This window comes from Cupriavidus necator (assembly GCF_040578825.1).
Lineage (GTDB): Bacteria > Pseudomonadota > Gammaproteobacteria > Burkholderiales > Burkholderiaceae > Cupriavidus > Cupriavidus necator_E.
The window spans coordinates 13,042-36,536 of record NZ_JBEFLI010000073.1; the positions used below are offsets into that span (position 1 = coordinate 13,042).

23 protein-coding genes are annotated in these 23,495 nt (G+C 67.9%); 16 read left to right on the plus strand and 7 right to left on the minus strand.

What is annotated here, in order from left to right:
• Positions 1 to 43: 43 nt before the first annotated feature.
• Genes panB through AB1I47_RS27470 form a run of 3 tightly spaced genes read left to right on the plus strand, consistent with a single transcriptional unit; the run spans position 44 to position 2,293 of the window.
• Entirely contained in the window at positions 44 to 865 is an 822-nt protein-coding gene (gene panB, locus AB1I47_RS27460) for a 3-methyl-2-oxobutanoate hydroxymethyltransferase (protein ID WP_354686857.1), read from the plus strand.
• Between the two features lie 4 nt (positions 866 to 869).
• Positions 870 to 1,568: an ABC transporter permease gene (locus tag AB1I47_RS27465; protein WP_354686858.1), complete on the plus strand. Its 699-nt coding sequence runs from the start codon at positions 870 to 872 to the stop codon at positions 1,566 to 1,568.
• 5 nt (positions 1,569 to 1,573) lie between these two features.
• The gene (locus AB1I47_RS27470; RefSeq protein WP_354686859.1) at positions 1,574 to 2,293 is read left to right on the plus strand and encodes an energy-coupling factor ABC transporter ATP-binding protein; all 720 of its coding nucleotides are present in this window, start codon (positions 1,574 to 1,576) and stop codon (positions 2,291 to 2,293) included.
• A gap of 9 nt (positions 2,294 to 2,302) precedes the next feature.
• On the opposite strand, the gene pabB is transcribed toward AB1I47_RS27470, so the two are convergent.
• The 4 genes from pabB to AB1I47_RS27490 form a co-directional block, all read right to left on the minus strand.
• On the minus strand, positions 2,303 to 4,033 hold the full coding sequence (gene pabB / locus AB1I47_RS27475; protein WP_354686879.1) for an aminodeoxychorismate synthase component I: 1,731 nt from the start codon (positions 4,031 to 4,033) through the stop codon (positions 2,303 to 2,305).
• Between the two features lie 259 nt (positions 4,034 to 4,292).
• Entirely contained in the window at positions 4,293 to 5,426 is a 1,134-nt protein-coding gene (gene dnaJ, locus AB1I47_RS27480; RefSeq protein WP_354686860.1) for a molecular chaperone DnaJ, read from the minus strand.
• Between the two features lie 171 nt (positions 5,427 to 5,597).
• Positions 5,598 to 7,562, minus strand: coding sequence for a molecular chaperone DnaK (gene dnaK / locus AB1I47_RS27485; protein WP_354686861.1), 1,965 nt, complete (start codon positions 7,560 to 7,562; stop codon positions 5,598 to 5,600).
• A gap of 205 nt (positions 7,563 to 7,767) precedes the next feature.
• Entirely contained in the window at positions 7,768 to 8,319 is a 552-nt protein-coding gene (locus AB1I47_RS27490) for a cob(I)yrinic acid a,c-diamide adenosyltransferase (protein ID WP_354686862.1), read from the minus strand.
• Positions 8,320 to 8,621: 302 nt separating this feature from the next.
• On the opposite strand from AB1I47_RS27490, the gene AB1I47_RS27495 reads away from it, so the two are divergent.
• The 11 genes from AB1I47_RS27495 to AB1I47_RS27545 all read left to right on the plus strand — a co-directional run bounded on the left by AB1I47_RS27495 (position 8,622) and on the right by AB1I47_RS27545 (position 19,040).
• Positions 8,622 to 10,052, plus strand: a complete 1,431-nt coding sequence (locus AB1I47_RS27495) for an FAD-binding oxidoreductase (protein WP_354686863.1) — start codon at positions 8,622 to 8,624, stop codon at positions 10,050 to 10,052.
• Between the two features lie 10 nt (positions 10,053 to 10,062).
• Positions 10,063 to 10,953 (plus strand): LysR substrate-binding domain-containing protein, encoded by an 891-nt coding sequence (locus tag AB1I47_RS27500; RefSeq protein WP_354686864.1) that lies wholly within the window; start codon positions 10,063 to 10,065, stop codon positions 10,951 to 10,953.
• Between the two features lie 12 nt (positions 10,954 to 10,965).
• The gene (locus AB1I47_RS27505; protein WP_354686865.1) at positions 10,966 to 11,484 is read left to right on the plus strand and encodes a GNAT family N-acetyltransferase; all 519 of its coding nucleotides are present in this window, start codon (positions 10,966 to 10,968) and stop codon (positions 11,482 to 11,484) included.
• A gap of 257 nt (positions 11,485 to 11,741) precedes the next feature.
• Complete coding sequence (locus AB1I47_RS27510; RefSeq protein WP_354686866.1) at positions 11,742 to 13,271, plus strand: FAD-linked oxidase C-terminal domain-containing protein; 1,530 nt, start codon at positions 11,742 to 11,744, stop codon at positions 13,269 to 13,271.
• Positions 13,272 to 13,327: 56 nt separating this feature from the next.
• Positions 13,328 to 14,245: an ion transporter gene (locus AB1I47_RS27515; RefSeq protein ID WP_354686867.1), complete on the plus strand. Its 918-nt coding sequence runs from the start codon at positions 13,328 to 13,330 to the stop codon at positions 14,243 to 14,245.
• 34 nt (positions 14,246 to 14,279) lie between these two features.
• Positions 14,280 to 15,383 (plus strand): glycolate oxidase subunit GlcE, encoded by a 1,104-nt coding sequence (gene glcE, locus AB1I47_RS27520; protein ID WP_354686868.1) that lies wholly within the window; start codon positions 14,280 to 14,282, stop codon positions 15,381 to 15,383.
• 42 nt (positions 15,384 to 15,425) lie between these two features.
• Positions 15,426 to 16,679 (plus strand): glycolate oxidase subunit GlcF, encoded by a 1,254-nt coding sequence (gene glcF, locus AB1I47_RS27525; RefSeq protein ID WP_354686869.1) that lies wholly within the window; start codon positions 15,426 to 15,428, stop codon positions 16,677 to 16,679.
• Positions 16,680 to 16,763: 84 nt separating this feature from the next.
• Positions 16,764 to 17,150: a CidA/LrgA family protein gene (locus AB1I47_RS27530; protein WP_354686870.1), complete on the plus strand. Its 387-nt coding sequence runs from the start codon at positions 16,764 to 16,766 to the stop codon at positions 17,148 to 17,150.
• Positions 17,147 to 17,872, plus strand: a complete 726-nt coding sequence (locus AB1I47_RS27535) for an LrgB family protein (protein WP_354686871.1) — start codon at positions 17,147 to 17,149, stop codon at positions 17,870 to 17,872. Before AB1I47_RS27530 ends, AB1I47_RS27535 begins: the two co-directional genes overlap by 4 nt.
• An 84-nt stretch (positions 17,873 to 17,956) precedes the next feature.
• The gene (locus tag AB1I47_RS27540; protein ID WP_354686872.1) at positions 17,957 to 18,328 is read left to right on the plus strand and encodes a VOC family protein; all 372 of its coding nucleotides are present in this window, start codon (positions 17,957 to 17,959) and stop codon (positions 18,326 to 18,328) included.
• Positions 18,329 to 18,350: 22 nt separating this feature from the next.
• Positions 18,351 to 19,040, plus strand: a complete 690-nt coding sequence (locus tag AB1I47_RS27545; RefSeq protein ID WP_354686873.1) for a helix-turn-helix transcriptional regulator — start codon at positions 18,351 to 18,353, stop codon at positions 19,038 to 19,040.
• A gap of 7 nt (positions 19,041 to 19,047) precedes the next feature.
• Here AB1I47_RS27545 and AB1I47_RS27550 read toward each other — a convergent pair whose 3' ends face one another.
• The 3 genes from AB1I47_RS27550 to AB1I47_RS27560 form a co-directional block, all read right to left on the minus strand.
• A complete protein-coding gene (locus tag AB1I47_RS27550; RefSeq protein ID WP_354686874.1) occupies positions 19,048 to 19,542 on the minus strand; it encodes a glutathione peroxidase in 495 nt (164 codons plus the stop codon).
• An 88-nt stretch (positions 19,543 to 19,630) separates the two neighbouring features.
• A complete protein-coding gene (locus AB1I47_RS27555) occupies positions 19,631 to 20,770 on the minus strand; it encodes a PilT/PilU family type 4a pilus ATPase (RefSeq protein ID WP_354686875.1) in 1,140 nt (379 codons plus the stop codon).
• A gap of 64 nt (positions 20,771 to 20,834) precedes the next feature.
• Positions 20,835 to 21,878, minus strand: a complete 1,044-nt coding sequence (locus tag AB1I47_RS27560; protein WP_354686876.1) for a type IV pilus twitching motility protein PilT — start codon at positions 21,876 to 21,878, stop codon at positions 20,835 to 20,837.
• Positions 21,879 to 21,943: 65 nt separating this feature from the next.
• On the opposite strand from AB1I47_RS27560, the gene AB1I47_RS27565 reads away from it, so the two are divergent.
• Positions 21,944 to 22,633, plus strand: a complete 690-nt coding sequence (locus tag AB1I47_RS27565; protein ID WP_354686877.1) for a YggS family pyridoxal phosphate-dependent enzyme — start codon at positions 21,944 to 21,946, stop codon at positions 22,631 to 22,633.
• Between the two features lie 37 nt (positions 22,634 to 22,670).
• Positions 22,671 to 23,495: pyrroline-5-carboxylate reductase (gene proC, locus AB1I47_RS27570; protein ID WP_354686878.1), on the plus strand; the 825-nt coding region annotated here is incomplete at its 3' end.

Here is a 23,495-nt window from a genome sequence, read left to right on the forward strand (position 1 = left end):
CGCCCACGGCCCAAACCACCCGCCGTCACATCCGGGCACTGCCATGAGCTATCTCCTCGATCCCTCCCGCAAGACCATCACGATTCCCAAACTGCAGGCGATGCGCGACGCCGGCGAGAAAATCGCCATGCTGACCGCCTACGACTCCAGCTTCGCCGCGCTGCTTGACTACTGCGGCGTGGAGATGATCCTGGTCGGCGACTCGCTGGGCAATGTGATGCAGGGCCAGCAGACCACGCTGCCGGTCACGCTGGAACAGATGGCCTACCACACCGAATGCGCGGCGCGCGGCAACCAGACCGCGCTGCTGGTGACCGACCTGCCGTTCGGCACCTACCCGACGCCGGAAACCGCGTTCGCCAGCGCGGTGACGCTGATGAAGGCGGGCGCGCAGATGGTCAAGCTCGAAGGCGGCGACTGGCTCGCGCCGATCGTCAAGTTCCTGGTCGAGCGCAGCATCCCGGTATGCGCGCATATCGGCCTGACGCCGCAGTCGGTGCATGCGCTGGGCGGCTTCAAGGTGCAGGGCAAGACCGATGAGGGCGCGGCGCAACTCAAGCGCGACGCGCTGGCGCTGCAGGCGGCCGGCGCCCAGGTGGTGCTGATGGAGGCGGTGCCGGCGGCGCTGGCCGGCGCGATCACGCAGCTGCTGAAGGTGCCCACCATCGGCATCGGCGCGGGCGTCGACTGCACCGGCCAGGTGCTGGTGCTGCAGGACATGCTGAATATCTACCCGGGCCGCAAGGCCAAGTTCGTGCGCAACTTCATGGACGGCCAGACCTCGATCGAGGCGGCGGTGCGCGCCTACGTGGCCGCGGTAAAGGACGGCAGCTTCCCCGCCCCCGAGCACACCTTCTCCGCCTGACGCGGTGGAGATCGCATCGGCCACCGCCGCCGCGTTCCGCCTGCTGGCCAGCGGCGATCCGGCGCTGTGGTTCATCGTCTGGACCTCGCTGATGGTGGCGGTGCTGGGGCTGGCGATCGCGACGGTGCCGGCCATTGCCGCCGCCTGGCTGATCGCCACGCGGCAATTCCCGGGCCGGCGCGCGGTGGTGGTGCTGGCGCAGGCTTTCCTGTCGTTCCCGACCGTACTGGTCGGGCTGATCCTCTACCTGTTGCTGACGCGCCAGGGGCCGCTGGGCAGCCTGCAGTTGCTGTTCACCCCTTCAGGCATGGTGCTGGGACAGGCGGTGATCGGCTTCCCGGTGGTGCTCGCGTTTGCGTTGTCGACACTGCAGGGCGCCGACGTGCGCCTGCGTGAAACCGCGTGGGTGCTCGGCGCCGGGCGCTGGCGCACCTTCGTCACCGTGATCCGCGAGCTGCGCTTCGGGCTGATGGCGGCGGTGGTCGCGGGCTTTGGCCGCGTGATCGCCGAAGTCGGCTCGGCGCTGATGATCGGCGGCAATATCGAAGGCTCGACCCGCACCATCACCACGGCGATCGCGCTGGAAACCAGCAAGGGCGAGTTCGCGCAAGGCATCGCGCTGGGCATCGTGCTGGTGGCGCTGGCGCTGCTGGTCAATATCGGCATGGCGTGGCTGCAGGGCGCCGGAGGTTTCCGCCGATGACATCGATGCCATCCTTGCCCCCCATCCCCGCCATCCCTGCCCACGCCGCCGGCACGCCGCTGCTGACGGTGCGCGGGCTGGCGCGCACCATCGGCCTGCGCCGGCTCTTTGCCATCGATGAACTGGTGATCCCGCGCGCCACCGCGATCGTGCTGACTGGCATGAATGGCGCCGGCAAGACCACGCTGCTGCGCATGCTGGCGGGGCTGGAGCCCGCGCCGGGCGCAATCGCGCAATGGACCGATGCGCAGGGCAGACTGCAAACCGTGCCGCTCGACCCGTTCCCGCCCGCGCTGCGCCAGCGCATCGCCTACCTGCACCAGCATCCCTACCTGTTCCGCACCTCGGTGCGCGAGAACATCGCCTACGGCCTGCACGCGCGCGGCATGCCGCACGACGAGATCGCGCGCCGCGTTGGCGATGCACTGGGCTGGGCCGGCGTGTCGCACCTGCAGGACACCGCGCCGGAATACCTGTCCGGCGGCGAGATCCAGCGCGTGGCGCTGGCGCGGGCCAAGGTCCTGGAGCCTGAGTTGCTGCTGCTCGATGAGCCTACGTCGAGCCTCGATGGCCATGCGCGCGAACAGGTGATCGCGCTGGTCGGCGACCTGGCCGCGGAAGGCCGCACCGTGGTGATGATCTGCCACGACCGCGACCTGATCAACCTGCCGGGCGTGGTGCGCTGGAAGCTCGGCGACGGCGTGCTGGACACGCATCACCCGTAGCGGGCGCGCTTAAGCCAGCAGCGTTGCAGGCATTGCGCCGCGCAGCGCGTTGACCACCACGATGGCCTCGGCGCGCGCCAGCATGGCGCGTGTCACCACCGCTTCTGCCACGGTGTCGCCGGGCGCGCCCAGCGCGGCCCCGCCCGCGTCCAGCACCACCGCGCGCATCACGCCGGGCAAAATGTCGGCCGACAGCGGCGGCGTCAGCCAGCGGCCATCGATGCGGACAAACACGGAGCTGCGCCCGCCTTCGAGCAGCTCGCCGCGGGTGTTGAAGAACAGCCGGTCGAAGCCGCCGGCGCGCTCGGCGGCCTGCCAGCCGGCGTCGAACACGGCGCGGGCGCTGGTCTTGTGGCGGCGCAGCGGGTCCGCATCGGGCAGCGGGTGGGCGGCGATATCGACCTTGACCGGCCCCACTGGCAGCGGTGCTACGGCGCCGCTGGCAAACGCGAGTGCGCCGGCCTTGTCCACGCTCATGCGCAGGCGCCAGGTTCCCTTTCCGTGCCGAGCGAGCTGAGCGACTTGCGCGGCCACGGCGGCACGTGCCGCATCGGCATCGAAGGCAAAACCGAAGGTCTGGGCCGAGGCGCCGATGCGCGCGAGGTGCCGCGCCAGGTACAGGCATTCACCGTCCTGCACGCGCATGGTCTCGAACAGCGTGAAGCCGGGATCGTGCCGCGTCAGGAAGCGCGCCTTCCAGCCGCATTCGGCGAATTCCTCCGCCGCGACGCTGTCGTGGACGATGCCGCCGCCGACGCCCATTTCGCCGGCGCGCAGGCCGTGTTGCGCAGGCGCCAGCACCAGCGTGCGGATCGCGACCGACAGCGCGAAGGGTCCCACCGCGGCGCCTTGGCCAGCCGGCGCATCGATCCAGCCGATCGCCCCGGTGTAGAGGCCGCGTGGCGCGTCTTCCAGCTCGGCGATGATTTCCATGGTGCGCCGCTTGGGCGCCCCGGTAATCGAGCCGCACGGGAACAGCGCCGCCATCAGCGCGCCAAAGCCGGTGCCCGGCCGCGCCGTCGCGGTTACCGTTGACGTCATCTGCAGCACCGCGCCGAACGGCTGCACGGCGAAGCGCTCCGGCACCGCCACGCTCCCGGGCTGCGCGATGCGGCCGAGGTCGTTGCGCAACAGGTCGACGATCATCACGTTCTCCGCGCGGTTCTTGGCGTCGGCGGCCAGCGCGGCGGCGGCCTGCGCGTCGCGCGCGGCGTCGCCGGAGCGCGGTGCGGTACCCTTCATCGGACGGGTCATCAGATGGCCATCGCCGTCATGGCGCACGAACAGCTCCGGCGACAGCGACAGCACGGCGGCGCCGTCCGGCAGGTTGGCCAGCACGCCATAGGGCACCGGCTGTGCGGCGCGCAGCGCGGCGTACAGCGCCAGCGGGTCGCCGAAGACCCCGAAGCGCAGGCGCTGGGTGTAGTTGACCTGGTAGGTGTCGCCGGCTTCGATCCACTGGTGGATGCGGGCGATGGCGTCGTCGAAGGCCTCGCGCGAGGTGTCTGACGCGACGTTCATCATGCCCGCCGGCTTCGGTTCCGCCTCGGACCAGAGCCACGCGGTGACGCCCGCGGCATCGAGCCGCTGCAGGTCGCGGAACCACAGCAGGCGCAGCGCGCCGTCGTGGAACGGCATCGCATTGCCGGTGTGGACCGGGGCATCGACCAGGGCGCCGCCGAATTCATAGGGGGCGAACAGCGTGGCGTGCCAGCCCGCGCGCCAGCCGGTGGCGAGCATGGTGTCGAGCTGCGCGATATCGCTGCCAGCGGGCAGCACGTCCTCATGGACGTAGCCGGTGTAGAGGCGCGATGCCGCCTCGGCCGGCGCAGCCGTGGCGTCATCGAGAAGAACGAAGACGTCTTCACCTCCCGGCTGGTTGCTCCCCTCTCCCGCGAGCGGGAGAGGGGAGAAACACAAGGGGATCGGCTAAGGCATCCGCCACAAAACAAAAACCGGCCACGCTCACACGTGGCCGGCCATATACCGCCAAGCCAGATCAGCTGAAGAAACTCTTCACCTTATCCAGCCAGGACTGCTCCTGCGGACTATGCCGCGAGCCGCCCTCGTGCACCGAACGATCGAACTGCCGCAGCAGTTCCTTCTGCGCCTCGGTCAGCTTGACCGGCGTCTCCACGTTCACATGCACATAGAGGTCGCCCGGATAGCCCGAGCGCACGCCCTTGATGCCCTTGCCGCGCAGGCGGAAGGTCTTGCCCGATTGGGTCGCTTCAGGCACCGGGAAGGTGGCCTTGCCGCTCAGCGTCGGCACTTCCAGGTCGCCGCCCAGCGCCGCGGTAGCGAAGGAGATCGGCATCTGGCAGTGCAGGTCGTCGCCGTCGCGCTCGAACACCGGGTGCGGCTTGATGTGGACTTCCACATACAGGTCGCCCGGCGGGCCGCCGTTGATGCCCGGCTCGCCGTTGCCGGACGAGCGGATGCGCATGCCCTCGTCGATGCCGGCCGGGATCTTCACTTCCAGCGTCTTCTGCGACTTCAGCTTGCCCTGGCCGTGGCACTTGGTGCACGGCTTGGGAATGTACTTGCCGCTGCCGTGGCACTTCGGGCAGGTCTGCTGCATGGTGAAGAAGCCCTGCGACACGCGCACCTGGCCGGCGCCGTGGCAGGTCGGGCAGGTCTCGACGCTGGAGCCGGGCTCGGCGCCGTTGCCGTGGCAGTGGTCGCAGTCGTCCCAGTGCGGTACGCGGATCTGCGCCTCGTGGCCGTGCGCGGCCTGCTCGAGCGAGATTTCCATGCTGTAGCGCAGGTCGGCGCCGCGATACGCCTGCGGTCCGCCGCCGCCGCGGCGGCCGGCGCCCTGGCCGAAGATATCGCCGAAGATATCGCCGAAGGCCTCGGCGAAGCCGCCGTAGCCCTGCGCGCCGCCAAAGCCGCCCGCCATGTTCGGATCGACGCCGGCATGCCCGTACTGGTCATAGGCCGCCTTCTTCTCCGGGTCGGAAAGCATCTCGTAGGCCTCCTTGACCTCCTTGAATTTCTCCTCGGCGTCCTTGTGGTCCGGATTGCGGTCCGGATGGTGCTTCATCGCGAGCTTGCGATAGGCCTTCTTGATCTCGTCGTCGCTCGCGTTCTTGCCTACCCCGAGCACTTCGTAGTAGTCACGTTTTGCCATGGTGGCTCATTACCTTTTGGCCGGCACGCGCAAGCGGCGCGATACCGGCGAATAGCAAAAAAGCCGAGCGAGGCATCCGACGGCGGTTTCCCGCTGGGTCCGATGGCCGCGCCCGGCGTCGGGGCGGGAGCGGTGCCGGCCAGTGCCTGCACCGCCGCCCGCGTGTCCCGATTACTTCTTGTCGTTGACTTCCTTGAATTCGGCGTCCACAACGTTGTCGTCCTGCGGCTGCGCGTGCTGGCCACCGGCCGCGCCAGCGCCGGCGCCCGCACCCGCGGCGGCACCCGCCGTGGCGCCTTCGCCAGCCTTGGCCTGCATGTCGGCGTAGACCTTCTCGCCCAGCTTCTGGCTGACTTCGGACAGCGCGTTGACCTTGGCGTCGATCTCGGCCTTGTCGCCGCCGCGGGCGGCGTCTTCCAGTTCCTTGATCGCAGCTTCGATCTTTTCCTTCTCGCCGCCTTCCAGCTTGTCGCCGTATTCGGTCAGCGCCTTCTTGGTCGAGTGGATCAGCGCGTCGGCCTGGTTGCGGGCGTCAGCCAGCTCGCGGGCCTTCTTGTCTTCCTCGGCGTTGGCCTCGGCGTCCTTCACCATGCGCTGGATCTCGTCTTCCGACAGGCCCGAGTTCGCCTTGATGGTGATCCGGTTTTCCTTGCCGGTCGCCTTGTCCTTGGCACCCACGTGCAGGATGCCGTTGGCGTCGATGTCGAACGACACCTCGATCTGCGGCGTGCCGCGCGGTGCCGGCGGGATGCCTTCCAGGTTGAACTCGCCCAGCAGCTTGTTGCCGGTCGCCATTTCACGCTCGCCCTGGTACACCTTGATGGTCACCGCCGGCTGGTTGTCGTCGGCGGTCGAGAACACCTGCGCATGCTTGGTCGGGATGGTGGTGTTCTTGGTGATCATCTTGGTCATCACGCCGCCCAGGGTCTCGATACCCAGCGACAGCGGCGTCACGTCCAGCAGCAGCACGTCCTTGCGGTCGCCCGACAGCACCGAACCCTGGATCGCGGCACCGACAGCCACGGCTTCGTCCGGATTCACGTCCTTGCGCGCTTCCTTGCCGAAGAACTCCTTGACCTGTTCCTGCACCTTGGGCATGCGGGTCATGCCGCCGACCAGGATCACGTCGTCGATATCGCTGACCTTGACGCCCGCGTCCTTGATCGCGATGCGGCACGGCTCGATGGTGCGGGTGATCAGCTCTTCCACCAGCGATTCCAGCTTGGCGCGGGTGATCTTCAGGTTCAGGTGCTTCGGACCCGAGGCATCGGCCGTGATGTACGGCAGGTTGATCTCGGTCTGCTGCGAGCTCGACAGCTCGATCTTGGCCTTTTCAGCGGCTTCCTTCAGGCGCTGCAGCGCGAGCACGTCCTTGGACAGGTCCACGCCCTGGTCCTTCTTGAACTCGCCGATGATGTAGTCGATGATGCGCTGGTCGAAGTCTTCGCCGCCCAGGAACGTATCGCCGTTGGTCGACAGCACTTCGAACTGCTTCTCGCCGTCCACGTCCGCGATCTCGATGATCGAGATGTCGAAGGTACCGCCGCCGAGGTCATACACGGCGATCTTGCGGTCGCCCTTCTCGTTCTTGTCCAGGCCGAAGGCCAGCGCGGCCGCGGTCGGCTCGTTGATGATGCGCTTGACGTCCAGGCCCGCGATGCGGCCGGCGTCCTTGGTCGCCTGGCGCTGCGAGTCGTTGAAGTACGCCGGCACGGTGATCACGGCTTCGGTCACCGGCTCGCCGAGGTAGTCCTCGGCCGTCTTCTTCATCTTGCGCAGCACTTCGGCCGAGACCTGCGGCGGGGCCAGCTTCTGGTCGCGCACCGACACCCATGCGTCGCTGTTGTCAGCCTTGACGATGGAGTACGGCATCAGGCCGATGTCCTTCTGGACTTCCTTCTCTTCGAACTTGCGGCCGATCAGGCGCTTGACCGCGTACAGCGTGTTACGCGGGTTGGTGACGGCCTGGCGCTTGGCCGGCGCGCCGACCAGGATCTCGCCGTCTTCCATGTAGGCGATGATCGACGGGGTGGTGCGGGCACCCTCGGAGTTTTCGATGACCTTGGGGGTGTTGCCCTCCATGATCGCTACGCAGCTATTGGTGGTACCGAGGTCGATACCGATGATCTTACCCATTTATTCTCTCCTCTTGAGCCAAGTCGCTATCCGCGCGGCTGCAATTCAACCTGAGGCCGAAATGTGGCCGTCCGGGGGCTTTTCAAGGGCAGAACCGGCAAATCCGAGTAATTTTCTCGGTTTATGCCTTCCGTCAACGGCATCCGCCATCCGGCCTTGAGCCGCTGCCACCATAAGTGGCCCCGCCACTACATTTATTGCCGACTCAGGCCTGCCGGTCCCGCTGCCACAGCACGTCCGAGCCGCCGCCGGCCCGGTTCAGCACCCGCGCCAGCACGAACATCAGGTCCGACAGGCGGTTCAGGTACTGGCGCGGCGCCTCGTTCAGCGTCTCGGCCGCCCCCAGCGCCACCAGCGCGCGCTCGGCGCGCCGGCACACCGTGCGGCAGACGTGGGCCTGCGCCGCGGCGCGGCTGCCGCCGGGCAGGATGAACTCGGCCAGCCGCGGCAGGTTGGCGTTGTAGTCGGCCAGCCAGGTGTCGAGCTGCGCCACCTGCTCGGCCTTCAGCAGCGTATAGCCGGGGATGGACAGTTCGCCGCCCAGGTCGAACAGGTCGTGCTGGATATGCAGCAGCGCGGCGCGGACGTCGTCGGGCAGCGCCTCGGCCAGCAGCACGCCGACGTGGCAGTTGAGCTCGTCGACGTCGCCGATGGCGGCGATGCGCAGGCTGTCCTTGCCGGTGCGGCTGCCGTCGCCCAGGCCGGTGGTGCCGGCGTCGCCGGTGCGGGTGGCAATCTTGGACAGGCGGTTGCCCATGCCGGTCTCCTTGTATCCGTGGTCACCCCGCGCAAGCATCGCGGGAAATGGCGCATTATCGCGCCAGCGCAGGCATATGGGCGAAGGCCTTGTGGCCCTGCCCCGGGGGACGGGGCGCTGTGCGGCTATCGGCCAGACCGCGCCTGCGCAAAGGTGCATCGCCCGCCGCGCGGCGTAGAATGCCTGTAGTCGTACCATTCGTCGTCCATTCGATAACCGGGTCGCGCCTGCCTGCCTTTCCGGAAGGTTTTCCGGACCTCCGCATCGGGCACCACCGCCGCGCCGACCCGCCGGAGACCCGCATGAACCACCCCACGCCCGCCGCCGCGCTTGTCCGCCGTCCCCTGCCGTCCGCCTTCAGCGAAGCCCTCGCGGCGCGCTTCGGCGAACGCTTCACCACCTCGGCCGGGGTGCGCGATCACCACGGGCGCGACGAATCGCCGTTCCCGCCGGCCGTGCCCGACGCCGTCGTCTTCGCCCAAAGCACCGAGGAAGTGGCCGACGTGGCGCGCCTGTGCAACCAGCACGGCGTGCCGCTGATCCCGTACGGCGCCGGCTCGTCGCTGGAAGGCCACCTGCTGGCCGTGGCCGGCGGCGTCAGCCTGGACCTGTCGCAGATGAACAAGGTGCTGGCGGTGCAGCCCGAGGACCTGACCGTCACCGTGCAGCCTGGTGTCACGCGCAAGCAGTTGAACCAGGAAATCAAGGACACCGGCCTGTTCTTCCCGATCGACCCGGGCGCCGATGCGTCGCTGGGCGGCATGTGCGCCACGCGCGCCTCGGGGACCAACGCGGTGCGCTACGGCACCATGCGCGAGAACGTGCTGGCGCTGACGGTGGTGACCGCCGACGGGCGCGTGATCCGCACCGGCACGCACGCGCGCAAGTCGTCGGCGGGCTATGACCTGACCCGGCTCTTTATCGGCAGCGAGGGGACGCTGGGCATCATCACGGAGGTGACGGTGCGGCTCTATCCGCAGCCTGAAGCGATCTCCGCCGCGGTGTGCGCCTTCCCCAGCATGGGCAGCGCGGTGCAGGCCGTGATCCAGACCATCCAGCTCGGCGTGCCGGTGGCGCGCGTGGAGTTTGTCGATGCGCTGGCGATCCGCGCCATCAACCGGCACGACAACCTGACGCTGCCCGAAACCCCGCACCTGTTCTTCGAATTCCACGGCACCCAGGCCGGGGTGCGCGAGCAGGCCGAAACCGTGCAGGACATCACCGCCGAGTACGGCGGCCAGGGCTTCGAATGGGCCACGCGCCCCGAAGACCGCAGCCGGCTGTGGAACGCGCGCCATACCGCGTATTTCGCCATGCTGCAGCTCAAGCCGGGCTGCAAGTCGGTGACCACCGACGTATGCGTGCCGATCTCGCGCCTGGCCGACTGTGTCACGGAGACCGAGAAGGACCTCAACGCGTCGGCGCTGCCCTGCCCCATCGTCGGCCATGTCGGCGACGGCAATTTCCACGTGGCGATCCTGGTCGACCCGGACAAGCCCGAGGAAATGGCCGAGGCCGAGGCCATCAACCAGCGCATCGTCGAACGCGCGCTGGCGATGGGCGGCACCTGCACCGGCGAGCACGGCGTGGGCCTGCACAAGAAGGGCTTCCTGGTGCAGGAGCATGGCGAGGATGCGCTCGACCTGATGCGCGCGATCAAGGACGCGCTCGACCCCAACCACATCCTGAATCCGGGCAAGATCTTCAGTGCCACGCGCGGCAGCGCGAACTGAAGCGCCCGGCATGGCTTCCATGTTCAACCGCGTCCCGCCGCTGCACCTGCTGATCGCGTTCGAGGCCGCGGCGCGGCTGGGCAGCTTTGCGCGCGCGGCCGAGGAGCTGTCGGTCACGCCCAGCGCCGTCTCGCACCGTATCAAGAACCTCGAGGAGCTGTGGGGCGAAGACCTGTTCGTGCGCACCAACGTGGCGCTGCGCCTGACTGCCGCCGGCACGCGCTACCTGCGCAACGTGCAGGACGCGCTCAAGTCGCTCAATGAGCTGGCGCGGCCCGAGTACAACAAGATGCGCACGCGGCTGCGCGTGGCGATCCCGCCGACCTTCGGGCGCCAGCACCTGGTGCCGCGGTTGCCGGAGTTCGGCGCGCTGTATCCGCATATCGATCTCGAGCTGCACCTGGCGATCCCGTTCCTCGACGTCAAGGCCGAGGACACCGATGTCGAGATCCGCTACGGCACGGGGCGCTACCCTGATCTGAAGACCACGAAGCTGCTGGTCGAGCCGGTATTCCCGGCGTGCGGGCGCGAATACTACGAGCGCGTCGACGGCCGCGCCATCACCAAGCCCGAGCACCTGCACGGCCTGGTGCTGTTGCGCAGCCCGCTGGAGCCGTGGAAGCCGTGGTTCGAGACCGCCGGCCTCGACTGGCCCGAGCCGCAGACCGGTCCGCAGTTCAACGACATCGGCCTGATGCTGGAGGCGATCGCGTCCAACCAGGGCGTGGCGCTGGTGCGCCAGCGCATGGCGCGGCACTGGCTGTCGCTGGGGCAGATGGTGCGCCTGCTCGATATCGAATCGGTGTCGCCGCATGGTTACTACATCGTCGAGCGCGAGCAGGCACCGCTCAAGCCCGAGGCGCGCTATTTCGTCGACTGGCTGCTGAGCCTGGACTGGTAGGAGAGTTTGCACATGGAGATCCGCCTGCTGACCCCGGACGATGCCGCTGCCTTCCAGGCGCTGCGGCTCGAAGGCCTGGCCGAGGCACCCGAAGCCTTCGCCGCGAGCCTGGAGGAAGAACAGGACCTGCCGCTCGGATTCGTCGCCGCGCGCCTGGCCGCCGACGAAGACAAGGCCGTGTTTGGCGCCTTCGACGGCACGGCGCTGGCGGGCGTGGTCGGCGTGATGCGCGAGGCCAAGCAGAAGCATCGCCACAAGGCGTTTATCTGGGGCATGTACGTGGCGCCGGGCTGGCGCGACCGCAAGCTCGGCCGCGCGCTGATGGACCGCGCGATGCAGCAGGCCGCGGCCATGTCCGGCGTGCGCCAGGTGACGCTGTGCGTCAATGCCGCCAGCACGGGCGCGGTACGGCTGTACGAGTCGCTCGGCTTCGTCAGGGTGGGATTGGAGCCGGATGCGCTGTACGTCGCGCCGCACTTTCACGACAAGCTCGACATGGTCTGCCTGCTGCCGCAGGCGCGGGCACGCTGAGGCCCGCGCGGGCAGCCTTCCCTGCACCCGCGCCGCGGTGCTACGCTGGACCTGGTGCCCCGCCAGACACGCGCCCCTTCCACTGCGCACGGCGGCCATGATGAGCATTTTTGATCGGCCTGCCATGCGGAATTCACGTCTGCCGTGGTGCCCGCGGCAAGTGCCCTGCGCTATAGTCACCCGTCCCCCCCGGCGGGCATGCCCTGCACCGCCGCGAACGGCAGGCCGCATGAACGGCCTGCCTCACAGGAGCCGTCATGAATGCCCCGCACGAAGCCCGAACGCTAGCCACTGACAGCGGCGCCGCTGCCAGCGCCCGGGCTGCCGCCGAAGGCCGCCGCAGCGCGCTGCTGGCCGGCCTCGCGCAGATCCTGCCCGACGCCGCGCTGCTGTGGAAGACCGAGGACACCGTTCCCTACGAATGCGACGGCCTCGCCGCGTACCGCCAGGTGCCGATGGCCGTGGCCCTGCCCGATACGGAGGAACAGGTCTGCGCGATCCTGCGCCTGTGCCACCAGCTGGGCGTGCCGGTGGTGCCGCGCGGCGCCGGCACCAGCCTGTCCGGCGGCGCGATGCCGATCGCCGAAGGGCTGGTGCTGTCGCTGGCCAAGTTCAAGCGCATCCTGTCGGTCGATCCCTATTCGCGCACCGCGGTGGTCCAGCCGGGCGTGCGCAACCTGGCGATCTCCGACGCGGCCGCGCCCCACAACCTGTACTACGCGCCCGATCCTTCATCGCAGATCGCCTGCACCATCGGCGGCAACGTCAGCGAGAATTCCGGCGGCGTGCACTGCCTGAAGTACGGCCTGACCGTGCACAACGTGCTGCGCGTGCGCGCGGTGACGATGGAAGGGGAAGTGGTGGTGTTCGGCTCCGAGGCGCCCGATGCACCGGGCCTTGACCTGCTGGCGGTGCTGATCGGCTCCGAAGGCATGCTGGCCGTGGTCACCGAGGTCACGGTGCGCCTGATCCCCAAGCCGCAGCTCGCGCAGGTCATCATGGCCAGCTTTGACGATGTCGAGAAAGGCGGCAACGCGGTGGCCGACGTGATCGCCGCGGGCATCATCCCCGCCGGGCTGGAAATGATGGACAAGCCCGCCACCGCCGCGGTCGAGGAATTCGTGCGCGCGGGCTACGACCTCGACGCCGCCGCCATCCTGCTGTGCGAGTCCGATGGCACGCCCGAGGAAGTCGCCGAAGAAATCGAGCGGATGAGCGAGGTGCTGCGCGCTTCCGGCGCGACCCGCATCACGGTGTCGCAAACGGAGGCCGAGCGGCTGCGCTTCTGGAGCGGGCGCAAGAACGCCTTCCCCGCCGCGGGCCGGATCTCGCCCGACTACTACTGCATGGACGGCACCATCCCGCGCAAGCATATCGGCACGCTGCTCAAGCGCATCGAGGAGATGGAGCGCAAGTACGGCCTGCGCTGCATCAACGTGTTCCATGCCGGCGACGGCAATATGCACCCGCTGATCCTGTTCGATGGCGCTGACCACGACGAATGGCACCGCGCCGAGCTGTTCGGCGCCGATATCCTCGAGACCTGCGTCGAACTCGGCGGCACCGTTACCGGCGAGCACGGCGTGGGCGTGGAGAAGCTCAACTCGATGTGCGTGCAGTTCTCGCCCAGCGAGCGCGATGCGTTCTTCGGCGTCAAGGCCGCGTTCGATCCCGCGCGCTTGCTGAACCCGGACAAGGCCATCCCCACGCTGGCGCGCTGCGCCGAGTACGGCAAGCTGCACGTGAAGAAGGGCCTGCTGCCGCATCCCGAGCTGCCGCGCTTCTGAAGCACATGTGAGGCCCATCTGAGGCACATCTGAGGCACATCGGAGGCAAATCGACCATGCCCGACACACGCCGACGCCAACACCAGGAAGCGGTCACGCGCCAGCGCCTGGGCCAGCCCGAAGCCGGCTGGCGCCAGCGCTGGTACACCATCATCTTCGAGGCCGACACGCGCGAAGGGCGGATCTTCGACGTTGCGCTGCTGGTCGCCATCGTCGCCAGCGTGGTGGTGGTGATGCTCGACAGCATGGCGTCGGTGAACCAGCGCCTGGGCACCGTATTCACGGTGCTGGAATGGAGCTTCACGCTGCTCTTCACCGCCGAGTACCTGATGCGCATCCTGGTGGTGCGCCGGCCGCTGCGCTATGTGCTGAGCTTCTACGGCATCATCGACTTCATCTCGATCATGCCGACGTGGCTCGCCGTGTTCGTGCCTGAGCTGCATTTCCTGATCGACGTGCGGCTGCTGCGGCTGCTGCGCGTGTTCCGGATCCTGAAGCTGACGGTGTACTTCGAGGAGGCGGAGATCCTGTACCGCGCGCTGGTCAACAGCCGGCGCAAGATCTTCGTGTTCCTGGCCGCCGTGTTCATCATCACGGTGATCCTGGGCACGGTGATGTACGTGGTGGAAGGCCCCGAGCATGGCTTCAGGAGCATCCCGCTGAGCATGTACTGGGCGGTGGTGACGCTGACCACCACGGGGTTCGGCGACATGGTGCCGAAGACCGCGGCGGGGCAGTTCATCACCTCGCTGACCATCCTGCTGGGCTACGGCATCATCGCCTTCCCCACCGGCATCGTCGGCGCGGAGCTGGCCGCCAGCATCCTGAAGCGGCCGCTGACCACGCGCACCTGCACCCATTGCCTGACCGAAGGCCACGAGACGGACGCGCGGTACTGCAAGCATTGCGGCAGCGCGCTGCCCGCCTACCAGGACGACCGCCCGGAAGTGCCCGGCGGCCGCGCCGGCACATAACCACGAAGCGCCCTCTTCCCCACCTATCACGCATATGCAAGCCACACTGGACGCCTTCCGCGACGCCGTCAGGCAAGCCACCGAAACCCGCACCGCGCTGCGGCTGCGCGGCGGCGGCAGCAAGGACTTCTACGGCCAGGCCCCCGAAGGCCAATTGCTCGACACGCGCGCCTACGCCGGCATCGTCGACTACGACCCGGCCGAGCTGGTGATCACCGCGCGCTGCGGCACGCCGCTGGCGGAGATCGAGGCGGCGCTGGCCGAAAAGCGCCAGACGCTGGCGTTCGAGCCGCCCCACTTCGCGCTGCCCGGCCAGGCCAGCACCGCGACGCTGGGCGGCGCGGTGGCCGCGGGCCTGTCGGGTCCGCGCCGGCAATCGGTGGGCGCGCTGCGCGACTTCGTGCTGGGTGCGCAGCTAATGGATGGCCGTGGCGAGGTGATGAGCTTCGGCGGCCAGGTCATGAAGAACGTGGCCGGCTATGACGTGTCGCGGCTGCTGGCGGGCTCGCTTGGCACGCTCGGGCTGATCCTCGAAGTGTCGCTGAAGGTGCTGCCGGCACCGTTCGACGAAGCCACGCTGCGCTTCGAGCTGCCGCAGGCCGAGGCGATCCGGCGCGTGAACGAATGGGGCGGCCAGCCGCTGCCGGTGGCGGCCTCCGCGTGGCATGACGGCGTGCTGCAAGTTCACCTGGCTGGCGCCACCGCGGCGGTGCGCGCGGCTTGCGCGAAGCTCGGCGGCGAGCGCGTGGATGCGACGCAAGCCGCGGCGCTGTGGCAGTCGCTGCGCGAGCAGACCCATCCGTTCTTCGCACCAGCCCATGCGGGCCACGCGCTGTGGCGGCTGGCAGTACCGACCATCGCCGCGCCGCTGGACCTGCCCGGCACGCAACTGATCGAATGGGGCGGCGGCCAGCGCTGGTGGCTGCCCGAGGACGGCGCGCATGGCACCGATGCGCAGACGGTGCGCGCCGTGGCGCAGGCCGCCGGCGGCCATGCCACGCTGTTCCGCAACGGCGACAAGTCGGTGGGCGTGTTCACGCCGCTGGCCTCGCCGCTGGCCGCGATCCACCGCCGCCTGAAGGCGAGCTTCGACCCGGCCGGCATCTTCAACCCGCAGCGCATGTATCCCGGGCTCTGATCCGGCCCGCGTTCCCACGCCCAGGCAAACCTTTCCCACACCATGCAAACGAACCTGGCCGATTTTCTCCGCAACACGCCCGAAGGCGAGGAAGCCAAATCCATCGTCGGCAATTGCGTGCATTGCGGCTTCTGCACTGCCACCTGCCCGACCTACCAGTTGCTCGGCGACGAGCTGGATGGTCCGCGCGGGCGCATCTACCTGATGAAGCAGGTGCTGGAAGGCCATGCCATCACCGAAAGCACACGCCTGCACCTGGACCGCTGCCTGACCTGCCGCAACTGCGAATCCACCTGCCCGTCGGGCGTGCGCTACGGGCGCCTGGTCGATATCGGCCGCAAGCTGGTCGACGACAAGCTGGAGGAAGAAGGCATCCGGCGCCCGGCAAGCCAGCGCATCGCGCGCTGGGTGCTGCGCGAGGGGCTGACGCGCCCGGCGCTGTTCGGCACGGCAATGCGGCTCGGCCAGATGGTGCGGCCGCTGCTGCCGGCCACGCTGCGCAGCAAGGTGCCGGCGCGGTCCGGTACCGCCGCGCCCGGCACGTGGCCGCGTACCGTCCATGCGCGCAAGATGTTGTTGCTCGACGGTTGCGTGCAGCCGACGATGTCGCCCAACATCAATGTCGCCACCGCGCGCGTGTTCGACCGTGTCGGCATACAGATGGTGGTGGCGCGCGAGGCCGGCTGCTGCGGCGCGATCCGCTTCCACAATGGCGACCATGAAGGCGGCCTCGACAATATGCGCCGCAATATCGACGCCTGGTGGCCGCATATCGAAGCCGGCGCCGAGGCCATCGTGATGAACGCCTCGGGCTGCGGCGCGATGGTGAAGGACTACGGCCACCTGCTGCGCCATGACCCGCAATACGCGGAGCGCGCCCGCCGCGTGTCGGCGCTGACGCGCGACCTGTCCGAGATCCTGCCTGACTTTGCCGATGACCTGCACGAGCTCGCCGGCGCGGTGCCGCGCGACAGCCGGCGCGTGGCTTACCACCCGCCATGCACGCTGCAGCACGGCCAGCAGATCCGCGGCAAGGTCGAGGCGCTCTTGACCGGTTTCGGCGTGGAGGTCAAACTCTGCGCTGACAGCCACCTGTGCTGCGGCTCGGCGGGCACATATTCAGTGCTGCAGCCGGAACTGGCCTACCGCCTGCGCGACGACAAGCTCGCCAAACTGCAGGCCACGCAGCCCGAAGCCATCGTGTCGGCCAATATCGGCTGCATCTCGCACCTGCAGAGCGGCACCGGCACGCCGGTGATGCACTGGATCGAACTGGTCGATCGCATGCTCGGCTAGCGAGGCCGTATCAGGGCCGTGTGGTTGTCTTCCCTCTCCCGCTTGCGGGAGAGGGGAGGAACAGCGCAACCCACCACCGCCCCCATGCTCCAGACCTTTGCCATCCTGCTGGTTTTCCAATCCATCGGCGAGGTGATCAGCTACGCGCTGCGCCTGCCCGTGCCCGGCCCCGTGCTCGGCATGATCCTGCTGTTCGGCTGGCTGGTCTTCGACGACCGCCTGCTGCCCATCATCCAGGGCACCACCAGCGAGCTGCTCAAGCACCTGTCGCTGCTGTTCGTTCCCGCCGGCGTAGGCATCATGGTCCATGCCAGCCGCATCGAAGGCGAATGGATGCCGATCCTGGTGGCGCTGATAGTGTCCACGTGGCTGGCCATCGCCACCACCGCCGTGGTCACGCGCATGCTGATGCGCAAGCGCACCGATGCCCCCGACACCCCGGCCGCCGATGCCAAGGGGGAACAGGCATGATGACGCCGCGCCTCAACGAGATCTGGGTCTACCTGTCGGCGAGCCCGCTGGTCGGGCTGACCGCGACGCTGCTGGCCTACGTGTTCGCTTTCCGCATCTACGAGAAATCGCGTTTCTCGCCGCTGGCCAACCCGGTGATGATCGCGGTAGCGCTGCTGGTCACGGTGCTGACCGTCACCGGCACGCCGTACAAGACCTACTTCGACGGCGCGCAGTTCGTGCACTTCCTGCTCGGCCCCGCCACGGTGGCGCTGGCGGTGCCGCTTTACATGCAGCTGCCCAAGCTGCGCACGCATGTGTTCCCGCTGCTGGTGGGTCTGGTGGCGGGCTCGGTGGTGGCGGTGGTGTCGGCCGTCGGCATCGCTTACCTGCTGGGCGCGTCGCCGGAGACCGTGCGCTCGCTCGCGCCCAAGTCGGTGACGATCCCGATCGCGATGGGCGTGGCCGAAAAGATCGGCGGGCTGCCGTCGCTGACCGCGGTGCTGGTGATGGCCACCGGCATCATCGGCGCGGTCAGCGCCACCAGCTTGCTGAACCTCTTGCGCATCCGCGACTACAGCGTGCGCGGCTTCGCCACCGGCGTGGCGGCGCACGGCATCGGCACCGCGCGCGCGTTCCAGGTCAACCAGGAAGCCGGCGCCTTCGCCGCGCTCGGCATGGGCCTGAACGGCGTGCTGACGGCGATCCTGGTGCCGGTGATGGCGGCCTGGATGCCGCACTGACAAGCTCCTGACAGCACGCTGTCAGCAGCCCCCGCGCATGATGCAAGCTCCCATCCCCCCTTAACAGGAAACAAGGAGCCCATCATGAGCAACCGCCTGATCAACTGGCTGGAAATCCCCGTGGTCGACATGAACCGTGCGGTCGGCTTCTACGAGCAGGTGTTCGACGTGCAGCTGCGCCGCGAAACCATGAGCCAGGTCGACATGGCCGTCTTCCCTCACCCCGACCCGGGCGGGGCGCTGGTGGCTGGCGAAGGCTACCGCCCCAGCAACTACTACGGCGCGGTGCCCTACCTGCATGCGCCGGAACTGGACGCGCTGCTGGAGCGCGCCGCGCGCGCAGGCGGCAAGACCGTGTTCGGGCCGCTGCGCCTGCCGGGCGAGATCGGCCGCATTGCCCATATCACCGACAGCGAAGGCAACCGCATCGGGCTGCACGAGCCGGTGGCCGGATGACCTTCATGACCCACGCTGACCGATGAGCCGCCGCGCCGACCGCCTGTTCCAGATCGTCCAGGTGCTGCGCGGCCGCCGCCTGACCACCGCGGCGCTGCTGGCGCAGCGGCTCGGCGTGTCGGAACGCACCGTCTACCGTGATATCCAGGCGCTGTCGCTGTCAGGCGTGCCGGTCGAAGGCGAGGCCGGCATCGGCTACCGGCTGCGCGCCGACTTTGATGTCCCGCCGCTGATGTTCAGTGCCATGGAAGTGGAAGCGCTGGTGGCCGGCCTGCGGCTGCTGAAAGCCTGGGGCGGCGGCGCGCTGGCCGCCGCGGCCGATCCCGCGCTGGAAAAGCTAATGGCCGCGCTGCCGCCGCCGCGCCGGCTGGCGGCGCAGCAAAGCCGCGTGTTCGCGCCCGAATACGTGAACCAGTCTCATGTGCGCGAAGCTTTCGACGTGGTGCACGGCGCGCTGGGCGCGCAGAAGCTGCTGCTGCTCGATTACTGCGACGCGCAGCAGCGCATCACCGAGCGCGTGGTGATGCCGCTGGGACTGTTCTTCTGGGGCAATGCCTGGCTGCTGGCGACGTGGTGCACCACGCGCGAGGATTACCGCAGCTTCCGGCTCGACCGCTGCCGCGCCATCCGCATGCTGGACGATCATTTCCACGAAACGCCGGACCGCTCGCTCAACGGCTTCCTGCGGGCGGTGCGCGCCAGCGGGGTCTAGCCCGCGCTCAGGCGCCGGGATCGGACAGCAGCTTCTCGATATCCGCGCGCAGCTCTTCCGGCTTGGTAGTCGGCGCGTAGCGCTTGAACACCGTGCCGTCGCGGCGCAGCAGGAACTTGGTGAAGTTCCACTTGATGCCCTGCGTACCGAGCAGGCCACGCTTCTCCGTGGTGAGCCACTGGTAGAGCGGATGGGCGTCGGCGCCGTTGACGTCGATCTTGGCGAACATCGGGAAGCGCACCGCAAAGCGCGACTCGCAGAACTGGCCGATCTGCTGCGCATCGCCCGGCTCCTGCTTGCCGAACTGGTTGCACGGGAAGCCCAGCACTTCCAGGCCGCGCCCGTGGTATTCGTCATAGAGCTTCTGCATGCCTTCGTACTGCGGCGTAAAGCCGCATTCGCTGGCGGTGTTGACGATCAGCAGCACCTTGCCCTGGAACTGCGACAGCGGTACCGGCTGGCCGGCCAGCGAGGTGGCTTCGAACTGGTAGACATTGCTCATGGCAGACTCCTTGTGCGTGCCCGAAGCATACCGCCAGGCGGACCGGCGTGCACTGGTCCGATGACCCCAGATGAACGCCAGATGAACGCTAGATAACGTTCAGGTGCTCGGTGCCGGCGCCCAGGTCGGTGTCGCGCGAACGCTTGCTGTGCAGCTTGATCATCAGGCGCAGGTCGTTGAGCGAGTCGGCGTTGCGCAGCGCGTCTTCGAAAGTGATCTTGCCTTCCTCGTACAGGTCGAACAGCGCCTGGTCGAACGAGATCATGCCCTGCTCGCGCGACTTCTTGATGACTTCCTTGAGCTCGTGAATCTCGCCCTTGAAGATCAGGTCGGCCACCAGCGGCGTGCCGATCATGATCTCCACCGCGGGCACGCGGCCCTTGCGCCCGGCGCGCGGCAACAGGCGCTGCGACACCATCGCCTTCAGGTTCAGCGACAGGTCGATCAACAGCTGCTGGCGTTTCTCCTCGGGGAAGAAGTTGACCACGCGGTCGATCGCCTGGTTGGCATTGTTGGCGTGCAGCGTGGCCAGGCACAGGTGGCCGGTCTCGGCGTACTGCATCGCGTATTCCATCGTTTCGCGATCGCGGATTTCGCCGATCAGGATCACGTCCGGCGCCTGGCGCAGCGTGTTCTTCAGCGCCACGTGCCACGACTCGGTATCGATGCCGACCTCGCGCTGCGTGACGATGCAGTTCTGGTGGGCATGGACGTACTCGATCGGGTCCTCGATGGTGATGATATGGCCGTATGAGTGCGCGTTGCGGTGATCCAGCATCGCCGCCAGCGTGGTCGACTTGCCCGAGCCGGTGGCGCCGGTGACGATCACCAGCCCGCGCTTGGACATGACGATGTCATGCAGCGTCGACGGCAGATCCAGATCCGCCACCGACGGGATGCGCGTGTTGATGGTACGCACCACCATGCCGGCCTTGCCCTGCTGGATAAATGCGGACACGCGAAAGCGCCCGGCCTTGGGCGCGGTAATGGCGAAATTGCATTCGCGGCTGGTGTCGAAGTCCTGCACCTGGCGCTCGTTCATCACCGAGCGCACCAGCCCCAGTGCCTGCGTCGGATTCAGCGGCTGCTGCGACACCGGCGTGATCTTGCCGTCGACCTTGATCGCGGGCGGGAAGTCGGCGGTGATGAACAGGTCAGAGCCGCGGTTGCTGACCATCAGCTCCAGCAGGTCGTTGATGTACTTGGCGGCGGATTCGCGATCGAGCATGGCGGTGTCCTGCTGGAGTGCGGCCGCTGCGCGGGGGAGCGGCCGGATGGCATCGGGATGGGCCTCAGCCCATGAATGCGTCGGGGTTCTTGGCGATCGCGCGCGCGTCGTTGTAGTTGATGAGGCCGCGCTTGATCAGGTCCGACAGGCACTGGTCCAGCGTCTGCATGCCCAGCCCGCTGCTGGTCTGCATCATCGAGTACATCTGCGCGATCTTGTTCTCGCGGATCAGGTGCCGGATCGCCGGCGTAGCGGTCATGATCTCGTGCGCGGCGGTGCGGCCGTTGCCGTCGCGGGTCTTCAGCAGCGTCTGCGAAATCACCGCCTCCAGCGATTCCGACAGCATGGTGCGCACCATGTCCTTCTCTTCCGGCGGGAACACGTCGACCACACGGTCGATGGTCTTGGCCGCGGAGCTGGTGTGCAGCGTGCCGAAGACCAGGTGGCCGGTCTCGGCCGCGGTCAGTGCCAGGCGGATGGTTTCGAGGTCGCGCAGTTCGCCCACCAGAATCACGTCCGGGTCTTCACGCAGCGCCGAGCGCAGCGCGTTCGCGAACGAATGCGTATGCGGCCCCAGCTCACGCTGGTTGATCAGGCTCTTCTTTGAGGTGTGGACGAATTCGATCGGGTCTTCCACCGTCAGGATGTGACCCATGTCGTTTTCATTGCGATGGTCGACCATCGCCGCCAGCGTGGTGGACTTGCCCGAGCCGGTCGGGCCCGTCACCAGCACCAGCCCGCGCGGCTTCATGCACAGGTCGGAAAACACTGCCGGCGCGCGCAGATCCTCCAGCGTGAGGACCTTGGAAGGAATGGTACGGAACACCGCGGCAGCACCGCGCTGCGTGTTGTAGGCATTGACCCGGAAGCGCGACAGGCCGGCGATCTCGAACGAGAAGTCGATCTCCAGCCGTTCTTCGTAGAGCTTGCGCTGGGTGTCGCTCATGATGTCGTACACCATGGCGTGGACATCCTTGTGCGCCATCGATGCGATGTTGATCCGGCGTATATCGCCGTGGATCCGCACCATTGGGGGCATGTCCGACGACAGATGAAGATCGGAAGCCTTGTTCTTGACGGCGAAAGCCAATAGCTGCGCGATGTCCATCTATAATGACCCCACCCTGAATGTTATCGGTACTTGCCGTACTTCTTCTGTATGTTCGCCGGATTATGTCTGTAATTGCCGCCAACTTGCAAGCCGTGCACCAGCGCATCGCGGCGGCCGCACAACAAGCCGGCAGACAGCCTCAGGACATCGCGCTGCTGGCCGTTTCCAAGACCGTTTCCCCCCACCGGATCCGCGCCGCCTGCCAGGCCGGCCAGGCTGCCTTTGGCGAGAATTACGTCCAGGAAGGGGTGGACAAGATCACCGCGCTGGGCGACCTGCGCGGCCAGTTGCATTGGCATTTCATCGGCCCGCTGCAAAGCAACAAGACCCGGCTGGTGGCGGAGCATTTCGACTGGGTGCACGCCATCGACCGGCTCAAGATCGCCGAGCGGCTGTCGGCACAGCGCCCGGCCGGGATGGCACCGCTGCAGGTCTGCATCCAGGTCAATATCAGCGGCGAGGCCAGCAAGAGCGGCGTCGCGCCGTCGGAAGTACCGGCGCTGGCGCGCGCCGTCGCCGCCCTGCCCGGCCTGCGGCTGCGCGGGCTGATGGCGATTCCCGAGCCCGAGGACGATCCCGCCGCCCAGCGCCGGCCGTTCGCCGCCATGCGCGCGCTGCTCGGCGCGCTGCGCGAGGACGGCCTCGACGTCGACACGCTGTCGATGGGCATGTCGGGCGACATGGAAGCCGCCATCGCCGAGGGCGCCACGATGGTGCGGATCGGCACAGCGATCTTCGGCACGCGCGCGTGACCCGTTATCAGATCAACAAGACACTACAGAGACAACCATGCTCGATACCCTAACTTTCGGCTTTCTTGGCGGCGGCAATATGGCCACGGCACTGATCGGCGGCCTGATCGCCCGCGGCGTGCCTGCCGGCTCGATCCGTGTGGTTGATCCCTTCCCCGAAGCGCAGCAGCGGCTGGCGCGCGACCTCGGCGTGCATGCGTGCGGCGCGCCTGACGCGGCCTTTGGCGCCAGCGATGTGCTGGTGCTGGCGGTCAAGCCGCAGCAGTTCCGTGAGGCTGCGGCGCAGCTGCTGCCGCATTTGCCAGCAGGCGATGGCAACCTGGTGATCAGCGTGGCGGCCGGGATCCGGTTGCAGGATATGCAGCGCTGGATGGGAGGACGCAGCCGGCTGGTGCGGGCGATGCCGAATACACCGGCGCTGGCGGGGATGGGGATGACGGGGCTGGCGGCGCCGGCTGGATTGTCGGATGAAGATCGCAACATTGCCAGCGCGGTGGCGCAGGCGGTGGGCAAGTGCGTGTGGGTGGATGGGGATGAGCAGATTGACGCGGTCACTGCGATTTCCGGAAGCGGTCCGGCTTATGTCTTCTACTTTGTCGAGGCGATGGAGCGTGCTGCGACCGAGTTGGGGCTGACGGCCGAGCAGGGTCGGGAACTGGCGGTGGAAACGTTCCGCGGCGCCGCGGCGCTGGCGGGCCAATCGCCGGAGCCGGTCTCGACGCTGCGCGAGCGCGTCACGTCCAAGGGCGGCACGACCTATGCGGCGCTGACGGCGATGGAGGCGGCGGGGATTGGTGATGCCTTCGTGCGCGCGATGCATGCGGCGGCGGCGCGGGGGAAGGAGATGGGGGCGGAGTTTGGG

What these genes read in the sequence shown, in the direction of transcription:
- AB1I47_RS27505 (WP_354686865.1), top strand. Translation starts at nt 10,966, where the DNA reads ATGGAGATCCGCCTGCTGACCCCGGACGATGCCGCTGCCTTCCAGGCG.
- glcE (WP_354686868.1), top strand. Translation starts at nt 14,280, where the DNA reads ATGCAAGCCACACTGGACGCCTTCCGCGACGCCGTCAGGCAAGCCACC.
- AB1I47_RS27515 (WP_354686867.1), top strand. Translation starts at nt 13,328, where the DNA reads ATGCCCGACACACGCCGACGCCAACACCAGGAAGCGGTCACGCGCCAG.
- dnaK (WP_354686861.1), bottom strand. Translation starts at nt 7,562, where the DNA reads ATGGGTAAGATCATCGGTATCGACCTCGGTACCACCAATAGCTGCGTA.
- AB1I47_RS27490 (WP_354686862.1), bottom strand. Translation starts at nt 8,319, where the DNA reads ATGGGCAACCGCCTGTCCAAGATTGCCACCCGCACCGGCGACGCCGGC.
- AB1I47_RS27560 (WP_354686876.1), bottom strand. Translation starts at nt 21,878, where the DNA reads ATGGACATCGCGCAGCTATTGGCTTTCGCCGTCAAGAACAAGGCTTCC.
- dnaJ (WP_354686860.1), bottom strand. Translation starts at nt 5,426, where the DNA reads ATGGCAAAACGTGACTACTACGAAGTGCTCGGGGTAGGCAAGAACGCG.
- AB1I47_RS27550 (WP_354686874.1), bottom strand. Translation starts at nt 19,542, where the DNA reads ATGAGCAATGTCTACCAGTTCGAAGCCACCTCGCTGGCCGGCCAGCCG.
- panB (WP_354686857.1), top strand. Translation starts at nt 44, where the DNA reads ATGAGCTATCTCCTCGATCCCTCCCGCAAGACCATCACGATTCCCAAA.
- AB1I47_RS27495 (WP_354686863.1), top strand. Translation starts at nt 8,622, where the DNA reads ATGAACCACCCCACGCCCGCCGCCGCGCTTGTCCGCCGTCCCCTGCCG.
- AB1I47_RS27530 (WP_354686870.1), top strand. Translation starts at nt 16,764, where the DNA reads ATGCTCCAGACCTTTGCCATCCTGCTGGTTTTCCAATCCATCGGCGAG.
- AB1I47_RS27565 (WP_354686877.1), top strand. Translation starts at nt 21,944, where the DNA reads ATGTCTGTAATTGCCGCCAACTTGCAAGCCGTGCACCAGCGCATCGCG.
- AB1I47_RS27470 (WP_354686859.1), top strand. Translation starts at nt 1,574, where the DNA reads ATGCCATCCTTGCCCCCCATCCCCGCCATCCCTGCCCACGCCGCCGGC.
- AB1I47_RS27540 (WP_354686872.1), top strand. Translation starts at nt 17,957, where the DNA reads ATGAGCAACCGCCTGATCAACTGGCTGGAAATCCCCGTGGTCGACATG.
- glcF (WP_354686869.1), top strand. Translation starts at nt 15,426, where the DNA reads ATGCAAACGAACCTGGCCGATTTTCTCCGCAACACGCCCGAAGGCGAG.
- AB1I47_RS27535 (WP_354686871.1), top strand. Translation starts at nt 17,147, where the DNA reads ATGATGACGCCGCGCCTCAACGAGATCTGGGTCTACCTGTCGGCGAGC.
- AB1I47_RS27510 (WP_354686866.1), top strand. Translation starts at nt 11,742, where the DNA reads ATGAATGCCCCGCACGAAGCCCGAACGCTAGCCACTGACAGCGGCGCC.
- AB1I47_RS27555 (WP_354686875.1), bottom strand. Translation starts at nt 20,770, where the DNA reads ATGCTCGATCGCGAATCCGCCGCCAAGTACATCAACGACCTGCTGGAG.
- AB1I47_RS27500 (WP_354686864.1), top strand. Translation starts at nt 10,063, where the DNA reads ATGGCTTCCATGTTCAACCGCGTCCCGCCGCTGCACCTGCTGATCGCG.
- pabB (WP_354686879.1), bottom strand. Translation starts at nt 4,033, where the DNA reads ATGCTCGCCACCGGCTGGCGCGCGGGCTGGCACGCCACGCTGTTCGCC.
- AB1I47_RS27545 (WP_354686873.1), top strand. Translation starts at nt 18,351, where the DNA reads ATGAGCCGCCGCGCCGACCGCCTGTTCCAGATCGTCCAGGTGCTGCGC.